Source organism: Butyrivibrio sp. AE2032 (assembly GCF_000702965.1).
In genome coordinates, this window is sequence record NZ_JNLF01000006.1 from 133,371 (window position 1) to 150,161 (window position 16,791).

Below are 16,791 nucleotides of genomic sequence, written 5' to 3' on the forward strand. Positions count from 1 at the left end.
AATGGCAGGAAACAGTGAATATGCTATTGAGATGCTGAACATTACCAAGAGGTTCCCTGGTATCATAGCCAATGATAATGTGACAGTACAGTTGAAAAAAGGTGAGATACATGCGCTTTTGGGAGAGAATGGAGCGGGTAAATCCACTCTTATGAGCGTGCTTTTTGGTCTGTATCAGGCTGAAGAAGGTATCATCAAAAAGGATGGGGTAGAAGTTAAGATCAATAATCCTAACGATGCTAATGATCTTGGTATCGGAATGGTTCATCAGCACTTCAAGCTGGTTCAGTGCTTTACAGTTCTGGACAACATTATCCTGGGTGATGAGACAACTAAACACGGATTTTTACAGAAGGAAGAGTCCAGAAAGAAAGTCATGGAGCTCTCTGATAAGTATGGACTTAAGGTAGATCCTGATGCGAAGATTGAGGATATTACTGTAGGTATGCAGCAGAGAACTGAGATCCTTAAAATGCTCTACAGAGATAATGAGGTTCTCATCTTTGACGAGCCAACTGCGGTACTTACTCCTGCAGAAATAGATGAACTTATGGAGATCATGAAGAATCTTTCCAAGGAAGGAAAATCAATTCTTTTTATCTCCCATAAGCTTGCTGAGATTATGGCAGTTGCTGACAGATGTACTGTTCTTAGAAGAGGAAAGTATATCGGTACAGTTAATATTGCTGACACCAATCAGGATGAGCTTAGCCGAATGATGGTAGGTAGAGATGTTCAGCTTGTAGCTACCAAGGAAGATAAGACTCCCGGGGATGTTATCCTTCATGTTGAGAACATGACTGTTCCAAGTAAGCTTCATCACAATAATGCAGTTAAGAATGTTTCTTTTGATGTTAGATCAGGTGAGATTGTCTGCATTGCTGGTATTGACGGAAATGGTCAGACTGAGCTGGTTTACGGCCTATCAGGGCTTGAGAATTGTACTTCAGGTAAGATCACTCTTTGCGGAAGAGATATTACTCATGCTTCTATCAGAGAACGTGCTACCCATGGTATGAGTCATATTCCTGAGGATAGACACAAACATGGTCTTGTTATGGACTATTCACTGGCTTATAACCTTGTACTTCAAAGGTACTTTGAACCTGAGTTTAGCACCAAGGCTGGTTTCCTTAAAAAAGGAGAGATCAACAAGTATGCTGATAAACTGATTGAGCAGTATGATATCAGATCCGGACAGGGAGCGCCTACTATCGCACGTTCCATGTCAGGTGGTAACCAGCAGAAGGCAATCATTGCAAGAGAGATTGATAAGAATCCCGACCTTCTTATAGCTGTTCAGCCTACAAGAGGTCTTGATGTTGGAGCTATCGAGTATATCCATAAGCAGCTTATAGCTCAAAGAGATGCCGGACATGCAGTTCTTCTTGTTTCATTAGAGCTTGAAGAGGTAATGAGTATCTCAGACAGAATCCTCGTTATGTACGAGGGTGAATTAGTGGGAGAATTTGATCCCAAGACTACAACACCTGAAGAGCTTGGTCTTTACATGGCCGGCGCTAAGAGAAAGGAGATTGGAGCATGATGGCAGGTAATAATAAAGAAAAAGCACATCCCCTTTCTAATCCTACACTCCAGTCTTTACTGGCAGCACTTTTGTGCATTGTTATAGGACTTTTATTCGGTTATATTGCACTTCTCATTATTAGCCCTAAGGGTGCTACAGAAGCTATCATAACCATTCTTAAGAACTACTTTACTTATCCTACTGCGGCTGCAGCAAAGAAATATCTTGGTAACACTCTGGTTAAGGCAGCACCACTTCTTATGTGTGCACTTTCAATCCAGTTCTGTTATCAGGCCGGACTTTTCAATATTGGAGCAGCTGGTCAGTACGTAGCAGGTGCAGGAGCAGCTCTGTTTTGTGCATTACAGCTCAAATTACCCTGGATTGTCTGCCTTCTTGCAGCTCTTATAGCAGGTGGAATCTTCGGAATTATTGTTGGTGTTCTTAAGTCCTATCTGAATGTTAATGAAGTTATTTCAGGAATTATGCTTAACTGGATAGGCCTTTATACAGTAAACATGCTTCTTTCAGGGGTAAAGGAGACAGCCAGCCCATATACTGTACAGCTTGCTTCAACCAACCCAGGAGCGCTTCTTCCTTCCATGGGACTGGAAAAGCTCTTTTCAAATAATAAGTATGTTACAATAGCAATCCCTCTTTCTATTATCATTGCAATCATACTGAAGATTGTTCTTAGCAAGACCGTATTCGGATATGAGATCAAGGCTACAGGTATTGCAAAGGATGCTGCTAAGTATAGCGGAATGAAAGAGAAGAGAAACGTTATTGTTACTTTGTTTATAGGTGGTGCTTTAGCTGGTCTTGGAGCAGCCTTCCTGTTCCTTTCAGGCTATGAGCAGTGGTCTGTAACCCAGTCTTCAGTTCCTTCAATGGGATTCAATGGTATTGCTGCAACATTCCTTGGAGGACTTGATCCTATCGGAACTATTTTTGCTTCTTATTTTATCCAGCATATTACCAGCGGTGGTTCTTATCTGGATAAGAATATATATCCTTCACAGATTTCTGACTTCATTTCAGCTATTATCATTTATCTGTGTGGATTCGTTCTCTTCTTCAAGCTTTACCTCAATAACCGCATCAGGATCAGTGAGGAGAGAAGAAAAGAGCGGAATGTAAGATCAAATAAAGAGGAAGGAGGTAACAGATAATGGTACTACTTCTTCAATATACTCTGTTATTTGCATCAGTTCTTACCCTGGTAGCTCTTGGAGGATGTTTTTCTGAGCATTCCGGTGTTATCAACCTGGGACTGGAAGGAATAATGGTTATGGGAGCTTTGGGCGGAGCACTTGCCCTTAAGTATCTTTCACCATCACTTCCAGCTATTGTTATTGTTTTGGTGGTTCTTGCAGCTTCCATTATCTGCGGAGTTGTTTATTCAATGCTTCTTGCTGTAGCATGTATTAACCTTAAGGCTGACCAGACACTGGTTGGAACAGCTCTTAACATGCTGGCTGCAGCGGCTGCAACTGTAATTGTTAAGTCGATCAACATTGCTGAGAACCCGGATAACGTATCTTCAACTGTACAGTATGTACAGACTAAGAAGGCGCTGGTTGTTCCTCTTGGAAGCTTCCAGTTTAACTGGTTTATGCTGGTGGCGCTTATTTGCCTTATCCTTGCCTATGTAATACTTTACAAGACAAGATTTGGCCTTAGACTTATGGCCTGTGGTGAGCATCCTCAGGCTGCTGATTCAGTAGGTATCAATGTTTACACAATGCGTTGGGCGGGTGTTCTTATTTCAGGAATGCTCGCAGGTATCGGCGGTATTGTATATATCACAGCCGGCGTCAGCGAGTGGAAATTCGAAGTAGGTGTAGCAGGTTTTGGTTTCCTTTCCCTGGCGGTTATGATCTTTGGTCAGTGGAAACCTGTTAATATTGGACTGGCTGCTTTACTGTTTGGATTCTTCAGAGCACTTTCTAACGTATATTCAGGATTTGATTTCCTGGCTGCTTTGAATATTCCGGGATCAGTATATAACATGATGCCTTATATCATTTCCCTTATTGTTCTTGCATTTACTTCATCTAATTCAAGAGCACCTAAGGCAGAGGGTATTCCTTACGATAAGGGATCAAGATAATTTAATAGAAAACGAGATAAACTATGGAATATGATTTAACTGAGCTGATCAAAACAGCTCTTTCAATGAGAAAAAGGAGCTATACCCCATATTCGCATTTTAATGTGGGGGCTGCGCTCATCTCAAAGGATGGAAGGATTTTTACCGGCTGTAATATCGAGAATGCTGCCTTTACTCCTACAAACTGTGCTGAGAGAACAGCTTTTTTCAAGGCTGTCAGCGAGGGTGTAAAGGATTTTGAAGCTATTGTTATTGCCGGTGGAGCTGAGGATGCCAAGGAACTGGATTATTGTCCTCCCTGTGGTGTTTGCAGACAGGTGATGAGCGAATTTTGTGAAGATGATTTTAAGATCATCCTGGCTAAATCAGAAACTGAATATGTAATCTGCTCTCTTGCAGATTCCCTTCCTGACAGATTCGGACCCAAAAATCTTTTGGGTTGACGACATACTGTAATATGTGTTATATTATAGTACGTTGTGAAAATCAGACGGTCCTCTGGTGTACAGGTTACATTTAAGAACGTCCATGGAAATAGGAGAAAAGATATGAGTACAATTATCGAAGAGCTCGAGAAAGAGCAGCTGAACGCTAATGCGCCAGAGTTCCACACAGGTGACACAGTAAGAGTTCACGCTAAGATCAAGGAAGGAAACCGTGAGAGAATTCAGGTTTTCGAAGGAACTGTTAAGAAGATTCAGGGCGGTAGCAATCGTACAACTTTCACAGTAAGAAAAGAGTCTTACGGTGTTGGAGTTGAGAAGACATGGCCTCTTCACTCACCTATCGTAGAGAAGGTTGAAGTTGTAAGAAGAGGTAAGGTAAGAAGAGCTAAGCTGAACTACCTTAAGGGACTTACAGGTAAGAAGGCTAAGGTTAAAGAGCTTGTTACCAGATAATATGTTTTTTAAAGGCAGTTACTGTTTCAGTAATTGCCTTTTTACGTGTAAGTACTCTAATGTATGAGGTTATTATGCGTTCAAAGAGAAATCGAAACACTTTATCATTCTATCAAAAGAAAAAGAGAATTACGCCTGGGGTTATCAGAGAGATCTTTTCATGGATCTTTGTGACAATCCTTGCGATTGTTCTTTCTATCGTACTGGTTCTTTCCTTTGGAATGCAGGTGAAGGTCATCGGTGATTCCATGGAACCGGGTCTATTTAACGGTCAGGGAGTTCTGGTGGACAGGGTCCTAACTAAGATCGTCAGCCCCAAAACAGGGGATATCATAGTTTTTTTACCTAATGGCAATGTTAATTCCCACTATTATGTTAAAAGAGTTGTTGCTTCTCCCGGGGATACTGTACAGATTATTGAAGGTGTTCTTTATATAAACGGACAGTTATCTGAGGAAGATCCCGATGATTATGATAAGATGGAAGATGCAGGTATTGCTGCTAATGCAATAAAGCTTGGCAGTGGCGAATACTTTGTTCTTGGTGACAACAGAAACAGCTCTGAGGATTCCAGAAGTGCTAATATTGGAATTGTAAAACATAGCATGATAGTGGGAAAGGCCTGGTTTAAACTTAAATCAGAAGATGCCTCCGGTGGACCTATCCTTAACAATTATTAAGAGAAAGGGATATAGATGAATTATCAGTGGTATCCAGGTCATATGACCAAAGCTATCAGAATGATGCAGGAAAATATCAAACTGATAGACATAATACTTGAATTAACTGACGCAAGAATCCCTGCTTCCGGTAGAAATCCGGATATTGATGAACTGGGAAAAAACAAATTCAGGCTTATAATCCTTAACAAAGCTGATCTGGCTGATCCTAATGTTACTGCCAAGTGGCGCGATTATTACCAGTCATTAGGCTATTTTGTAATGGAGATGAATTCCAAGACAGGTAATGAAGCTGGTAAGGTAAAAGACCTGATTCAGAGTGCCTGCGCCGAGAAGATTGAGAGAGATAAAAAGCGCGGAATCGTTGGAAGACCAATCCGTGCTATGGTTGCAGGAATTCCAAACGTTGGTAAATCCACCTTTATCAATAAACTCTCAGGAAAGGCTGCTGCTAAGACCGGAAATAAACCTGGTGTCACAAAAGGTAAACAGTGGATAGCTCTTGGAAAGAATATGCAGCTCCTTGACACTCCGGGTATTCTTTGGCCTAAATTCGAGGATGAAACTGTAGGCCTTCATCTTGCACTGATCGGGTCCATGAATGATGAGAATCTGGACCTGACTGAACTTGCCTGTGAACTTATTAAACTGCTAAATGAGTACTACCCTCAGGCAATAAAAGAGAAGTATAATATAAGTGATGAGCAGATACGTGAATTTGAAGAGGAGCCTTATGCAACACCGCTTAGCGCAGTGCTTTCGGCTTTAGCTACTAACAGGAAGCTCATCAAACAGGGGGCGGAGCCTGACATAACACGTGCTGCAAACCTTCTTCTGGATGATTTCAGAAACGGAAGATTGGGAAGACTATCATTAGAGAGGCCGGAGAAATGAAAGAAGTTTTTAAAGAAATTCTGAGTACTGTTTTATACCTTTTAGTTATCTTTGTTCTTACTTTCTTATTCATTACCTTTATTGCTCAGCGCACAGAAGTCAGTGGTTCTTCAATGGAGCCTACACTTCAGGACAGGGACTCTCTATTAGTGGATAAGGTTTCCTACAGGTTTCATGATCCGGACCGCTTTGATATCATTATTTTCCCGTATAAATATGGGGATAAGCAGTATTTTATAAAACGTGTCATTGGACTTCCGGGAGAAACCGTAAGGGTTGACTATGATGGCAATATTTATATCAATGGAAATATCCTTGAGGAAAACTATGGGGCTGAGGTTATTATTGATCCCGGAGTTGCGGCCACTGAAATAACCCTTGGTGAAGGCGAATTCTTTGTAATGGGAGATAACCGTAATCACAGTATGGATTCAAGGGATCCGTCTGTGGGGAATATCAGTAAAAAGGATATCTTAGGCAGGGCATTTATAAGAATCTATCCATTTTCCAAGTTTGGAGGGGTAGAGTGATGGATTCTTTAGCTTTGATAAAAGAGTCTTTGAAGGCCGCTGAAATAAATGGCGACCTTCAGGGCTTTATCGACAAGTATTCTTCAGATGAAAGAACCGGTGTAAAAAAGCTATGTGAATCTGCTGCTAAAAAGATAAAAGCTCTTGAGAATGAGAAAAAAAGAACCTTTGAAATGAGCAGGTTTGAGAGGGAGAACAGTCAGTACGGGTTTCTATGTGGTATTGATGAAGTGGGCAGAGGGCCTCTTGCAGGCCCGGTTTATGCTGCTGCGGTCATACTTCCTAAAGACAGTGACATACTGTATCTAAATGATTCTAAGAAATTATCCGAAAAAAAGAGAGAAGAGCTTTATGATGTCATTATGGATAAGGCCGTTGCTGTTGGCATCGGCTGTGCATCAGAAAAGCGTATTGATGAGATAAATATTCTTCAGGCTACTTTTGAAGCTATGACTGAGGCTGTAAAAAATCTCCAGGTTAAGCCGGGAGCTCTTTTAATTGATGCTGTTCATATTCCTCAACTTGAAGAGTATAAGCAGATTTCTATCATCAAGGGAGATGCAAAGAGTGTTTCCATTGCAGCTGCCAGTATTATAGCTAAGGTTACAAGGGACAGAGTCATGAAGGAAATGGCTTTGAAATATCCTGAGTATGGTTTTGATTCGAATAAGGGTTATGGTAGCGAGGCACATATTGCTGCCATTAAAAAGTATGGTCCCTGTGATATCCATAGAAGGTCATTTATAGGAAACTTTATATGAACATCATCGGCAACGTAAATAAGCCCAATAATACCATCATCATTGAGGGTAGTCAGATCCGGGAGCAAAGAGGTGTTGAAAGTAAGCCTCTTGAGCTGAAAGCCGGTTCTACCATCCAGGGTACTGTAATGTCTATTTCAGACACTGCAGAGGGTAAGGTTGCTAATATAAATGTTGGAGACTATGTTATATCCGCTAAGCTCCAGGAGGGTATGGGCCTTCGTGAAGGGCAGACTCTCAACTTTGCCATTAGGGGAAGTGGGGCTTCGGGGGTATCTATAACTCCTCTTTATGAGAATACTTCTATTGATCAGAGCACCTTAAAGGCTCTGACTGCTGCCGGTATCGAGATCAATAACGATACCGTTCAAATGGTTAAGGACATGATGGAAGCAGGTCTTTCCATTGGGAAAGAATCTCTTCTTGAAATGAACCGTAACCTGTCTGCGCATCCTGACACTTCTATTTCTACCATGGTTGAGATGAAGAGTCTTAACATTCCCATAACTGACAACAATATAGTTCAGTTCCAGAACTACAAAAATTATGAGCATCAGGTAACAAGTGCCATGGAGGACATCATGGATGAGCTTCCAAAAGCTTTTGATCAGCTCACTCAGGCTGGAAATACTACTGCTGCTCTGAATCTGTATGGAAGTGTTCTAAAGCTCTTTGGAGAAGGCGCTGAACAGAGCGTAAATGCAGAAACTCAGGCCACAGAAAGTCAGATGCAGCAGACAGGGGAACCTATAGCAGCCCAGAATGAACAGGCAGCTGAATCAGGTACAGTTACTTCAGAGGGAAAAGAAATCCCGGCTCAGGTAAACGCTAGTGAAGAGCAGGCGCTACAGATAAAAGGGTCAGAAGCTGAAAAAAATCCTGAAAACGCTGCAAAGGCTTCCGGAGAAATCCCTGAGAAAACTGCTCAGCTTCAGGAAAAACCAGTCCTTTCCGATAATTTTGTCAACAACTTAAAGAACCTTGGAATTTCAGATAAGACCATAAGTAAGTACGAAGCTGCTCTTAAGGAGTTAAATGGGCAGTCAGAGGACTTCAATGGAACCCAGGCAACGAGTCCAAAGCTTGAGCAGGCCCAAAAGGAACTGTTAAAAGAGCTGGCTGATAACTTTTCAAAGTCAGATCTTACTGATGTGGCGGAAAGTGCATCCTGGAAAAATGTATTTAAGAGTGATGATTACAACAAACTCCTAAAGGGAAATATTACTTCCCAGTGGCTATTAAAGCCCGGAGATGTTCAGAATAAGGAAAATATTGAAAATCTATACCAGAGGCTTGGGAATCAGGTTAAGTCTCTTTCTAATGCTATAAACCAGACCCTGGGACCGGAGAGCAGTCTGGCACAGACAACAAACAACCTCCAGAATAACCTGGACTTCATGAATCAGCTCAACCAGATGTTCCAGTATGTTCAGCTTCCTCTTCAGATGGCTGGGCAGAATGCTCATGGGGATCTGTATGTATACAAGAACAAACACAAGAAGATGAGCGAGGATGGAAGCGTAAGCGCAATCCTTCACCTGGATATGGACAATCTTGGGCCTTTGGATGTTTATGTGAAATTGGTCCAGAACAAGGTTACCACAAACTTTTATGTGGCTGATGACAGCGTTATTGAGCTTATAAACGACAACATCCATATTCTCAATGAGCGGCTTGAAAAGAGAGGCTATAGCATGAATGTCAATGTTATGTTACATGATGATATGGATGGTCAGGATGCTGCTGTTGATGAGATGCTTGACGTAATGAAGACACCTATTCTTTCAACTCAATCCTTTGATGCCAGAGCATAGAGGACTTTATGATGGCAGAAGAAAAGAAAAACAAAGTAAAAACCGCGGTTGCTCTGTCCTATGATCCGAATGAAGATGGAGCGCCTAAGGTCATAGCCTCCGGTAAGGGAGCTTTAGCTGAGAAGATCATTGAAAAGGCTAAGGAAAACAAAATTCCTGTCCATGAGGATGATAAGCTTGCAGACACTCTTTCTAAGTTGGAGATTGGTGAGATGATCCCACCTGAGCTCTATGAGGTTGTAGCTGAGATCCTTGTATTTGTTGATGCTATGGACAAGATTAAGGCAAAGGATAAGACAAGACATTAGTTAAGAGGTAGTTGTAATTGAACAAAAGAAAAGTCGGAGACGGCACGGAATCCCTGGCATGTCGTTTCCTGGAGGAACAGGGAGTCAGAATCCTGGAAAAGAACTACATGTGCAGACAGGGAGAAATTGATATAATAGCTAAGGATGGCAGATATCTATGTTTTATAGAGGTAAAGTACCGCAAGGACACCACCTACGGAGAACCTCAGGAAGCTGTTTCCTACAAGAAAATTCAACATATTTGCAAAGTTTCTAAATTCTATTTATATTCTAAGTATAAATCCTATGACCTTCCGGTCAGATATGATGTAATTGCTATTTCCCCAGAAGATAACATATTCACTTTTAAATGGATCAAAAACGCATTTGACTGCGAGTAAAGGAAAAACTATGGAACCAATTAAATTCATTCGTATTGGAAGTAATAATACTATGGAGCTAAGAGATCATAACGGTCTTAAATATCTGATATTCCCTGAAATAGAAAAGCTTGGCATGGTGGATCACCTTGTTAGCACAAGGCTTGGAGGCGTGTCAAAGGGCTGTTATTCAGAGTGTAACCTAAGCTATACACGAGGCGATGAGAAGGAAGCGGTAGATGAGAATTACAGGCGTGTTTCTGATGCTCTTGGACATGGCAGGAAATTGGATGATTTTGTTCTTACCTTTCAGACCCATACCACCAATGTTAGAGTTGTAACGGAAGATGATAGGGGAAAAGGACCTGCTAAAGCTCGGGATTATACTGATGTAGATGGTCTGATCACAAATATCCCGGGCATTATCCTTGGAGCATTTCATGCGGATTGTGCTCCGGTATTCTTCATTGATCCTGTAAATAAGGCAATTGGTCTTTCTCATTCCGGATGGAAGGGAACTAAGGGCAAGATATCGGCCGAAACTATAAAGAAGATGACGGAAAACTACGGGACTGATCCAAAGGATCTTTATTGCGCAATAGGTCCATCTATATGTGGACCCTGCTATGAGATTGGCGAGGATGTGGCATCAGACTTTTCACAGGCCTTTTCAGAAAAAGAGCTTTCGGAGAACCAGATTCTTGTTCCTTATCCTGAGGGCAAATACAGGCTCTATATCTGGAATGCCATAAAGCTGACACTGATACAAAGCGGCGTTCCCAAGGAGCATATTTCTATCACAGATATCTGTACAAGATGTAATCCTGATCTGCTTTTTTCGCACCGTATCCATGGAGAAAAGCGCGGAAATCTGTGCAGTTTCCTGAGTTTAAAATAGAAATAAACGCATATTCGTCAAATTCTTAAGAAATCTTAAGAAATTTCGACGGTAAATCTTAAGAATTTAATGATTTAATTAGTTTAAAGAGAAATGTGAGGTTGTTATGGAAAACATTTTAGTATGCGATGATGACAAGGAAATAGTTGATGCCATTGAGATTTACCTTGAGCAGGAAGACTTTAAGGTTTTTAAGGCTTATGACGGTGAAGAAGGCCTTTCCATCCTTAGAAGAAATGATATTCATCTTGCTATAGTGGACATTATGATGCCTAAGATGGATGGGATTCATCTGGTGAAAGCTTTAAGAAAGTTCAGCTCAATACCTGTTATCTTTCTTTCTGCTAAATCAGAGGATGCAGATAAGATCCTGGGACTAAACATCGGCGCCGATGATTATGTCACAAAACCCTTTAACCCTCTTGAACTCATTGCCCGTGTTAAATCCAATGTAAGAAGATACACATCCCTTGGAACTATTATCGAAAAAGAAAATGTTTACACCTCAGGTGGCCTGGTTGTTGATGACAACGCTAAGACAGTTACGGTATTCGGAGAACTTATAAGACTCACGCCCATCGAGTATAAGATCATTGCTTTTCTTGCCAAGAACAAAGGAAAGGTCTATTCCATTGAGCAGATCTATCAGAATATCTGGGGCGATACTACCGGAAGAACTGACAACACCATAGCAGTTCACATAAGACACATAAGGGAAAAAATAGAAGTGGATCCAAGAGAACCCAAGTATCTTAAGGTTGTGTGGGGCATTGGATACATGATCGAGGACGACACTAAATGAAAAACTTTGCTTTAAAATCAACAACAGTAAGGATAATCCAGCATATCCTGGCTGCATTTATTGCTTTTGTAGTAAGCTATGCTATCATTGGCACCTCCATAATGATACAGGGTATTAACGGATATTATTCTTATAATCTGTATGAATCTGACAGATCCAGAAGCTATGAAGATTCATATCTGTTCAATAACATTCTTGGAAACAATGTCTCAGATGTGCTAAGGCTTGTAGCCCTTAGAACCCAGCTGGAAACAGGCGGAGAGTTTGATGAAAAGAAACAGATTGATGTAACAGCTTACGTCAACAGGTCTGCGACCCTTTCAGGGGACTATATAACAGCGGTTTATTATCTTTCGGACCTTCTTAAGTGGGCACAAAGCGGCTTTAAATATGAGACAAGTTATTTTTCCGAGGAAGATGGCGATAAGTTCCTTAGCACTTCCACAACCTATACCCATCTTAACAGCAATATGCATTCCGGTGGGATGAGTACCTATCTTAACAGTCAGCTTCCTGGTAATAGCATGACCTTTGCTATATCCGGCAATACTGTTAAGGGTGAGGGGGAACATACCTATCTTGATTCAAGATATCAGACTGTAGATGGTAAGAATATCGAGGACCTTGTATCTACATGGGAGGAGTACAATCTCCTTTGCTCATACGTGGAAGAGGCGGCAAAAGATCTTTTGGCCAACTATGAGGAGTACCTGAATTCGATAAAGTATTATGACTATCTGAATTCAAACTTAAGGTATTATGTCACAAGGACCATGAATGGCAAGACCAGTGTATATACCAATGTTTCAGAGCTTTCAGGTGAGACCACAGGAAAAGACATTAAGGCCATATTCCAGGATTACGGAAGATACATATATTATTGTCCCTACGACATACAATATGAGACCAACACCCTTATTAAAGAGAATGTGGTACGCTCCATTATAAAAAATTACAGCTACGCTTATCCGGACCAGATCAAGATCTATATTGCTGTAGATACCAATTCCTATGGGGCAGTGGATTCCTTTACCGAGGGCAAGCAGAACTTCTCTAAGTACATGCCCTACAGGAATCAGATGTATATTCTCTGTGCCATTGCAGCTATTATTTATCTTATCTTAATGAGTGTGGAAATGCGCAGAATTTCCCGTAAGGCCTTGGATGATGCAAGCACGCCGGAGACGGTACCTGTAAAGAATATGTATACTGAAGGCATAATGCTCATCGGCCTTATAATAATGGCTGTTCCTGTTTTGGGAATTATTGGGGCAGGCCTTTACACTGACAGTATTACTTCGATCTTCAGGCATTCATATTTTCCGATGATCTGCAGCGCCTGCGTATTTGTAATGAATATCGGACTGCTTTACATGATCTATGGAATTTATAAGAAGGTGAAGTATAAGACCCTCTGGAAAGAGTCTTTCCTTAGAACTATAGTAAATGCTGCAAGAAACCTTATTATCAATACAACGGATAACGGAAATGTTATCATAAGGACCTGGATACCTTATATTTTCTTTGTTGCCTTCAACCTTTTGCTATTTAGGATGGGGCTTGCAGGGATAGTGATAGCTCTTTTGCTGGATATAATAGTCGGAGTTTATCTGTACCGTCAGAATCTTGACAGAGACAAGATAATACATGTTATTGAGAACATCAAAAATGGTGATCTCAAGGCTAAGGTAGATATCACTGAGCTTCATGCGGACAATATAAATCTGGCAGAAGCAGTTAATTCTATAGGTGAAGGAATTGATAAGGCAGTAGACACCAGCATGAAGGATGAGAAGCTGAAGGCTGATCTTATTACCAATGTTTCCCACGATATAAAGACGCCCCTTACCTCAATCATAAATTATGTGGATCTTATCAAGAGAGAAGATATACAAAATGAGAGAGTAAGGGAATATGTTGATATCCTGGAAAACAAATCTCACAAGCTTAAGCAGCTTACTGAAGATCTGGTGGAAGCTTCCAAGATAAGCTCCGGAAATATCAGTATTGAGCTTTCAAAGATTAACTTTGTTGAGCTGGTTAATCAGACCATTGGAGAGTTCTTTGAGAAGTTTGAGAAAAAAAAGCTTCAGATCATATTTAAGCCGGAACTTCAGAACATGGAGATAACTGCCGATGCAAGACATTTGTGGAGAGTCATTGAAAACCTTCTTAACAATGTCTGCAAATATGCTCTTTCAGGCACCAGAGTATATCTGGATATGCATAAAGAGGAGAGTGAAGAAGGAAAAGAACGTGTAGTTTTCTCGATTAAAAACATTTCAGCTTCTGAGCTTAATATTGACTCTGATGAACTTACTGAAAGATTTATCAGAGGAGATGTTTCAAGAACTACAGAAGGCTCCGGTCTTGGCCTTTCAATAGCCAAGAATCTTACGGTTGCCATGGGTGGAACCTTTGATATAAGGCTTGATGGTGACCTGTTTAAGGTAATAATCGGATTTGACTCAGCTGAATAAAAAATAAGCCCTCCGGAGTTTATTCCGGAGGGTTTTTGCATGCATATTATTCGTAAAGCTCAGGTGCGATAAGGCCTTTATTGTACTTGTCGATGATCTCGTGGATCTTTTCTGTTGGCATGTTAACAGTTGACATTGATGCATCATGATTGAGGAAGTCAATGATGGTTGCAAGGAACTTGCCCATATCTGCAATGAAGAGATAATCTCTTGATTTAACTTCATCGTTCATATAGGTCAGGTTAGTCGTTATAACAGCATCAAAGTACTTTTTCTCATAACCCTCATCGAATTTGTCCATACCATCTGTAAACAGACCAAAGGTGGTGCAGATGAATACTCTCTTTGCGCCCATGTTCTTAAGCTGCTTAGCTGTGTCGATCATGCTGGAGCCTGAGGATATCATATCATCAATGATGATAACGTCTCTGCCTGAGATATCAGAGCCCAGGAACTCATGGGCTACGATAGGGTTGGAGCCATTTACTATGTGAGCGTAGTCACGTCTTTTATAGAACATACCGGTGTCTGCGCCAATTACATTAGCAAAGTAAACGGCTCTGTCCAAAGCGCCTTCATCAGGAGAGATTACTGTCAGGTGATCCTTATCAACAGTAAGGTCATCAATATGAGATAAAAGAGCTTTCATAAACTGGTAGGATGCAAGGAAATTATCAAAGCCCCCTAAAGGTTTTGCGTTAGAGATCCTTGGATCATGGGCATCAAAAGTGATGAAATTCTGAATTCCCATATCATGAAGCTCTTTAAACATCTGAGCAGCATCAAGGGATTCCATTCCAGACCTTTTATGCTGTCTGCCTTCGTAAAGGAAGGGCATGATTACGTTTATTCTCTTAGCTTTTCCAGTGATTGCGCCGATGACTCTTTTCAGATCCTGATAGTGATCATCGGGAGATTTGTGATTGATATAATTGTACATCTTATAGGTGATGCTGTAGTTGCATACATCTGTAAGAATATAGACGTCATTACCTCTTACACTTTCATTTATAGTGGCCTTGGCTTCGCCGCTGCCAAATCTGTCAAGGCTGTAGTTGATCAAATAAGAATCCTTAGCATATCCGTGGAATGCAGGATCGAAGTCCGGCATGGAATAGAGGGTTTTTCTGAAACCGGAGATATAACGGTCAACACTTTCGCCCAGCTCTTTTGCAGATTCCATAACAATCAGGTTTAATGGGGCTACTGGTATTAAGCTCTCAAGTTGATGAAAATCAGGCATACTGATTCCTTTCATGAAATTAGAATATATTGGTTTGCATAATGCTCCACTTACTGTTTTAACATCGCGTTACTGACACGTCAAGGAATTTAATGTATAATTTAATGTGATTGTGAGGATATATATGGATAAACAAAAGGGCCATGTTATTGGCACAGTGCTGCCTGACAGCATTGCAGAAGAGATGGGAATTGAGGCAGGAGATCTGCTTCTTGAAATCAATAATGAAAAGATTAATGACATCTTTGACTATCAGTATCTTGTTCAGGATGATCACCTGGATGTGCTTATCAGAAAGGCTGATGGCGAAGAGTGGCTTCTTGATATTGACAAGGACTTTGATGAGGAGCTTGGCATTGAGTTTGAGAACGGACTTATGGATAATTACAGGTCCTGTTCCAATAAATGCATTTTTTGCTTTATAGATCAGATGCCAAAGGGTATGAGACCAACCCTTTATTTTAAGGATGATGACTCAAGACTATCTTTTCTTCAGGGAAATTACGTCACACTTACAAATATGTCTGATGCTGACATAGACAGGATCCTTAAGTACCATCTTTCGCCTATCAACGTGTCTTTTCAGACCACGAATCCAGAGCTTCGGTGCAAGATGCTTGGTAACCGTTTTGCTGGAGAAGCCCTTAAAAAGGTGGACAGGCTCTGTGCAGATGGTTCCGGGATTGAACTTAATGGGCAGATAGTTCTTTGTAAAGGTGTTAATGACGGAAAAGAGCTTGAGAGATCTATAAGTGATCTGACCAAATATATTCCTAATCTTCAGAGTGTTTCTGTTGTTCCTGTAGGTCTTTCCAAGTACCGTGATGGGCTGTATCCTCTGGAACCCTTTGACGGTGAAGATGCAGGTAAGGTGATCGACCTTATCGAGAGCTGGCAGAAAAAGATATATAATGAACATGGAATTCATTTCATTCACGCCAGTGATGAGTGGTACTTCCTTGCTGGAAGGGATTTCCCGGAAGCTGACAGATACGATGGCTATATACAGCTTGAGAACGGCGTGGGAATGATGAGGCTTCTTATTGATGAAGTTGATGAAGAGTTTGAGATTATTCAGAAAGAGGCTTCAGATGCCTTGAAATCCTTGAATAGAGAGATTTCTCTTGCTACTGGACGCCTGGTTTATCCTTGCATAAAAGAAATTGCGGATAAGGCTATGGCACTTTGCCCTGGACTAAAGGTCCATGTTTATGAGATAATCAATGAGTTTTTTGGCGAGAGGATTACAGTTTCCGGGCTGCTTACCGGTCAGGATATAATAAAACAGCTAAAGGGAAAGCCCCTTGGAAGTATGCTGTATCTTCCTGAGAACCTTCTTAGGAGCGGCGACAACTATCTTCTCGATGATGTAACTACTTTAGATATAGAAAAGGAACTGGATATAAAGATAGGCATAGCGAGAAGCGATGGCCATGATCTTGTCAGAGACCTGTTTGGGCTTTGACAGCTCTTTTATCCGGT

At 41.0% G+C, this 16,791-nt stretch carries 17 protein-coding genes; 16 read left to right on the forward strand and 1 reads right to left on the reverse strand.

Annotated features, from left to right (window positions below; translation table 11 throughout):
* Position 1 precedes the first annotated feature (1 nt).
* The 15 genes from BO18_RS28845 to BO18_RS28915 all read left to right on the forward strand — a co-directional run bounded on the left by BO18_RS28845 (position 2) and on the right by BO18_RS28915 (position 14,066).
* Complete coding sequence (locus BO18_RS28845; protein ID WP_034452107.1) at positions 2–1,546, forward strand: ABC transporter ATP-binding protein; 1,545 nt, start codon at positions 2–4, stop codon at positions 1,544–1,546.
* Positions 1,543–2,700 (forward strand): ABC transporter permease, encoded by a 1,158-nt coding sequence (locus tag BO18_RS28850; RefSeq protein WP_242856621.1) that lies wholly within the window; start codon positions 1,543–1,545, stop codon positions 2,698–2,700. The genes BO18_RS28845 and BO18_RS28850 overlap by 4 nt, the downstream gene beginning before the upstream one ends.
* Entirely contained in the window at positions 2,700–3,641 is a 942-nt protein-coding gene (locus BO18_RS28855) for an ABC transporter permease (RefSeq protein ID WP_034452108.1), read from the forward strand. The genes BO18_RS28850 and BO18_RS28855 overlap by 1 nt, the downstream gene beginning before the upstream one ends.
* A 23-nt stretch (positions 3,642–3,664) precedes the next feature.
* Positions 3,665–4,084, forward strand: a complete 420-nt coding sequence (gene cdd, locus BO18_RS28860) for a cytidine deaminase (RefSeq protein WP_034452110.1) — start codon at positions 3,665–3,667, stop codon at positions 4,082–4,084.
* Between the two features lie 105 nt (positions 4,085–4,189).
* Positions 4,190–4,540 (forward strand): 50S ribosomal protein L19, encoded by a 351-nt coding sequence (gene rplS / locus BO18_RS28865; RefSeq protein ID WP_034452111.1) that lies wholly within the window; start codon positions 4,190–4,192, stop codon positions 4,538–4,540.
* Positions 4,541–4,614: 74 nt separating this feature from the next.
* A complete protein-coding gene (gene lepB / locus BO18_RS28870; RefSeq protein WP_034452113.1) occupies positions 4,615–5,220 on the forward strand; it encodes a signal peptidase I in 606 nt (201 codons plus the stop codon).
* Between the two features lie 15 nt (positions 5,221–5,235).
* Positions 5,236–6,114, forward strand: coding sequence for a ribosome biogenesis GTPase YlqF (ylqF, locus tag BO18_RS28875; protein WP_034452115.1), 879 nt, complete (start codon positions 5,236–5,238; stop codon positions 6,112–6,114).
* Positions 6,111–6,644 carry a signal peptidase I gene (gene lepB, locus BO18_RS28880; protein ID WP_034452117.1) on the forward strand — a complete coding sequence of 178 codons (534 nt, stop codon included), beginning with the start codon at positions 6,111–6,113 and terminating at the stop codon, positions 6,642–6,644. Before ylqF ends, lepB (BO18_RS28880) begins: the two co-directional genes overlap by 4 nt.
* Positions 6,644–7,405, forward strand: a complete 762-nt coding sequence (locus BO18_RS28885) for a ribonuclease HII (protein ID WP_034452118.1) — start codon at positions 6,644–6,646, stop codon at positions 7,403–7,405. The genes lepB (BO18_RS28880) and BO18_RS28885 overlap by 1 nt, the downstream gene beginning before the upstream one ends.
* A complete protein-coding gene (fliK, locus tag BO18_RS28890; protein ID WP_034452120.1) occupies positions 7,402–9,219 on the forward strand; it encodes a flagellar hook-length control protein FliK in 1,818 nt (605 codons plus the stop codon). Before BO18_RS28885 ends, fliK begins: the two co-directional genes overlap by 4 nt.
* Before the next feature lie 11 nt (positions 9,220–9,230).
* Positions 9,231–9,527 (forward strand): EscU/YscU/HrcU family type III secretion system export apparatus switch protein, encoded by a 297-nt coding sequence (locus BO18_RS28895; RefSeq protein WP_185752644.1) that lies wholly within the window; start codon positions 9,231–9,233, stop codon positions 9,525–9,527.
* Positions 9,528–9,544: 17 nt separating this feature from the next.
* Positions 9,545–9,907 (forward strand): YraN family protein, encoded by a 363-nt coding sequence (locus tag BO18_RS28900; protein ID WP_034452125.1) that lies wholly within the window; start codon positions 9,545–9,547, stop codon positions 9,905–9,907.
* 52 nt (positions 9,908–9,959) lie between these two features.
* Positions 9,960–10,784 (forward strand): peptidoglycan editing factor PgeF, encoded by an 825-nt coding sequence (gene pgeF, locus BO18_RS28905; RefSeq protein WP_185752628.1) that lies wholly within the window; start codon positions 9,960–9,962, stop codon positions 10,782–10,784.
* 106 nt (positions 10,785–10,890) lie between these two features.
* The gene (locus tag BO18_RS28910) at positions 10,891–11,586 is read left to right on the forward strand and encodes a response regulator transcription factor (protein WP_034452129.1); all 696 of its coding nucleotides are present in this window, start codon (positions 10,891–10,893) and stop codon (positions 11,584–11,586) included.
* Entirely contained in the window at positions 11,583–14,066 is a 2,484-nt protein-coding gene (locus tag BO18_RS28915; RefSeq protein ID WP_051689282.1) for a sensor histidine kinase, read from the forward strand. Before BO18_RS28910 ends, BO18_RS28915 begins: the two co-directional genes overlap by 4 nt.
* Before the next feature lie 46 nt (positions 14,067–14,112).
* Here the strand turns inward: BO18_RS28915 and BO18_RS28920 are convergent, their stop codons facing one another.
* Complete coding sequence (locus BO18_RS28920) at positions 14,113–15,309, reverse strand: ribose-phosphate pyrophosphokinase (protein ID WP_034452545.1); 1,197 nt, start codon at positions 15,307–15,309, stop codon at positions 14,113–14,115.
* 124 nt (positions 15,310–15,433) lie between these two features.
* Between BO18_RS28920 and BO18_RS28925 the strand changes: the two genes are divergently transcribed.
* Positions 15,434–16,774, forward strand: a complete 1,341-nt coding sequence (locus BO18_RS28925; protein ID WP_051689283.1) for a DUF512 domain-containing protein — start codon at positions 15,434–15,436, stop codon at positions 16,772–16,774.
* Positions 16,775–16,791 lie beyond the last annotated feature (17 nt).

Excerpts from the sequence above, each read along its gene's own strand:
- BO18_RS28910 (WP_034452129.1), top strand. The coding sequence starts at position 10,891 with ATGGAAAACATTTTAGTATGCGATGATGACAAGGAAATAGTTGATGCC.
- BO18_RS28915 (WP_051689282.1), top strand. The coding sequence starts at position 11,583 with ATGAAAAACTTTGCTTTAAAATCAACAACAGTAAGGATAATCCAGCAT.
- BO18_RS28845 (WP_034452107.1), top strand. The coding sequence starts at position 2 with ATGGCAGGAAACAGTGAATATGCTATTGAGATGCTGAACATTACCAAG.
- BO18_RS28920 (WP_034452545.1), bottom strand. The coding sequence starts at position 15,309 with ATGCCTGATTTTCATCAACTTGAGAGCTTAATACCAGTAGCCCCATTA.
- BO18_RS28855 (WP_034452108.1), top strand. The coding sequence starts at position 2,700 with ATGGTACTACTTCTTCAATATACTCTGTTATTTGCATCAGTTCTTACC.
- cdd (WP_034452110.1), top strand. The coding sequence starts at position 3,665 with ATGGAATATGATTTAACTGAGCTGATCAAAACAGCTCTTTCAATGAGA.
- BO18_RS28850 (WP_242856621.1), top strand. The coding sequence starts at position 1,543 with ATGATGGCAGGTAATAATAAAGAAAAAGCACATCCCCTTTCTAATCCT.
- ylqF (WP_034452115.1), top strand. The coding sequence starts at position 5,236 with ATGAATTATCAGTGGTATCCAGGTCATATGACCAAAGCTATCAGAATG.
- fliK (WP_034452120.1), top strand. The coding sequence starts at position 7,402 with ATGAACATCATCGGCAACGTAAATAAGCCCAATAATACCATCATCATT.
- BO18_RS28895 (WP_185752644.1), top strand. The coding sequence starts at position 9,231 with ATGGCAGAAGAAAAGAAAAACAAAGTAAAAACCGCGGTTGCTCTGTCC.
- lepB (WP_034452113.1), top strand. The coding sequence starts at position 4,615 with ATGCGTTCAAAGAGAAATCGAAACACTTTATCATTCTATCAAAAGAAA.
- lepB (WP_034452117.1), top strand. The coding sequence starts at position 6,111 with ATGAAAGAAGTTTTTAAAGAAATTCTGAGTACTGTTTTATACCTTTTA.
- pgeF (WP_185752628.1), top strand. The coding sequence starts at position 9,960 with ATGGAGCTAAGAGATCATAACGGTCTTAAATATCTGATATTCCCTGAA.
- BO18_RS28925 (WP_051689283.1), top strand. The coding sequence starts at position 15,434 with ATGGATAAACAAAAGGGCCATGTTATTGGCACAGTGCTGCCTGACAGC.
- rplS (WP_034452111.1), top strand. The coding sequence starts at position 4,190 with ATGAGTACAATTATCGAAGAGCTCGAGAAAGAGCAGCTGAACGCTAAT.
- BO18_RS28885 (WP_034452118.1), top strand. The coding sequence starts at position 6,644 with ATGGATTCTTTAGCTTTGATAAAAGAGTCTTTGAAGGCCGCTGAAATA.